Raw genomic sequence first — 2,133 nt, forward strand, 5'->3', positions numbered from 1 at the left:
CCGGCGCGTCAAAAGCGGACCGCTTGGCGGCGACCAGCAGATCGGCGCGCTCATTGCCGAAGGCAAGATCGACGGCCTCATCTTCTTCGTCGATCCCATGTCACCGATGCCCCACGACGTTGACGTCAAGGCCTTGATGCGCCTCGGCAGCGTCTGCGACATACCTATGGCATTGAACCGGGCGACGGCCGAGGTTCTGGTACAAAAACGAGGATTGCTGCGTGACGACGCGGTAGAGAACACGATTGGTGCGCCGTCCACCGTTTGAGTGCAACGCGCGTGCAGCAATATTGTTAAAGGCGTATGATCCAAGATCATACCAGGGGCGGCGCAAGGGAAGCGATTATGGTGACACAGGCAGATACCGACCACATCATGAAATTTCCGATTCTGGTCGGCGATATCGGCGGCACCAATGCGCGCTTCGCGATTTTGGTGGATGCCTACGCCGAGCCCAAGGAATTCCCTATCATCCAGACTGCGGACTACCCGACGATCGATGAAGCGATCCAGAACGCCATTCTCGACCACACCTCGATCCAGCCACGTTCCGCCGTACTCGCGATTGCCGGCCCCGTGGAAGGTGACGAGATCGACCTTACAAACTGCGCCTGGGTGGTGAAGCCGCGGCAAATGATGGAAACGCTCGGTCTCAGCGACATTACGGTCCTCAACGATTTTGAGGCACAGGCCCTTGCCGTCGTGTCCCTTGAGCCGAAGCATCTCGAAAAGCTAGGCGGCGGCCCGGGTGATCCGCATGGCAGCCGCGCTGTCCTTGGGCCCGGCACCGGCCTCGGTGTCGCCGGCATGGTGCGTTCGCGCAATAGCTGGGTTCCCGTGCCGGGCGAAGGCGGACATGTCGACATGGGTCCCCGCACGGCCCGCGATCTCGAAATCTTTCCGCACGTCGAACATATCGAGGGGCGCATCTCCGGCGAACAGCTGCTCTGCGGCCGGGGCCTCCAGAGCATTTACCGCGCCATCTGCAAGGTCAACGGCACCGAGGCTTCCCTCCAGACGCCGGCGGAGATCACCGCAGCTGGCCTTTCGGGCGAATCGCCCGAAGCCGAAGAAACACTGGCGCTTTTCGTCGTCTACCTCGGTCGCCTCGCGGGTGACTTCGCCTTGACCTTCATGGCACGTGGCGGCGTCTATCTTGCCGGCGGCATCGTTCAGAAGATCGTCGCGCCACTCAAGAATCCGGCCTTCCGCCAGGCGTTCGAAGACAAGGCGCCACATGGAGAGATCCTGCGCGAAACGCCCGTCTATATCATCACCCACCCTCTCGCCGCACTCAGCGGCCTATCGGCCTTTTCACGCACGCCCACCCGCTTCGGCGTATCGACCGAGGGACGACGCTGGCGCAGGGATTGACCGCCTTCCGGCCGCGCCCACGGGAATTTGCGCGCTGCGCAGGCCGCAGCACAATGGCAACACTCGGGACGAAGCCTGAGCGCCGGTGCCCAAAACCGATAGGCAAGCCGAACCAATAAGGCTATAGGGACAATTTCAGCGACAAGGTCATTCCTTGTCGGGAAATCTTTTTGTACCAGCGAGTTGCCGCCTGCATGGATGGTCAGACCAAAAAGAAAAAGATCGATATGACCGAGGCGCGCCGCGTTATCGGCAGGGTCCTCCGTGAGAACCTACGCGAACAGCGCTCGTCCTATGCCGTAGCGGTGCCGGCAATGCTGGCGACAGCAGGCGCTATGGCCTTCGTCGCGATCATCTTCAAGGATGTGATAAATAAAATCTATTATGAACAACGCGCTGACCTGATCGTCCCCATCAGCCTCGGCATCCTTGCGGCCTTCATCGTCCGCGGCGTGGCCACCTACATTTACTCGGTGTACATGGCGAAGATCGGCAACAACATCGTCGCCCGCTACCAGCGCCGCATCTTCGACCAACTCATGCGGCTCGGCCTCGATTTCTATCACGACAATCGTTCGGCCCAGCTTGCCGCGCGCATAAACCAGAACATTTCCGGCGTGCGCGACCTCCTGCAGCTTATCGTCACGACCGTCGGCAAAGACATTCCGACTTTGGTCTCGATGGTCGGCAGCATGATCTATCTCGACCCCCTCCTGTCGCTTTTCGCTCTTCTCGTTGGACCGCCGGTCCTTCTTACGG

The 2,133-nt window shown here is 60.4% G+C and carries 3 protein-coding genes; all 3 read left to right on the forward strand.

Annotated features, from left to right (window positions below):
* Positions 1-268: methylglyoxal synthase (locus tag AAAB35_RS13315; protein WP_340668751.1), on the forward strand; the 268-nt coding region annotated here is incomplete at its 5' end.
* Positions 269-345: 77 nt separating this feature from the next.
* On the forward strand, positions 346-1,374 hold the full coding sequence (locus tag AAAB35_RS13320; protein ID WP_340668752.1) for a glucokinase: 1,029 nt from the start codon (positions 346-348) through the stop codon (positions 1,372-1,374).
* 170 nt (positions 1,375-1,544) lie between these two features.
* The coding region (locus tag AAAB35_RS13325; RefSeq protein WP_340668753.1) for an ABC transporter transmembrane domain-containing protein at positions 1,545-2,133 on the forward strand (589 nt) is incomplete at its 3' end.

The sequence above is a fragment of the Phyllobacterium sp. genome (genome assembly GCF_037994425.1).
Classification (GTDB): domain Bacteria; phylum Pseudomonadota; class Alphaproteobacteria; order Rhizobiales; family Rhizobiaceae; genus Phyllobacterium.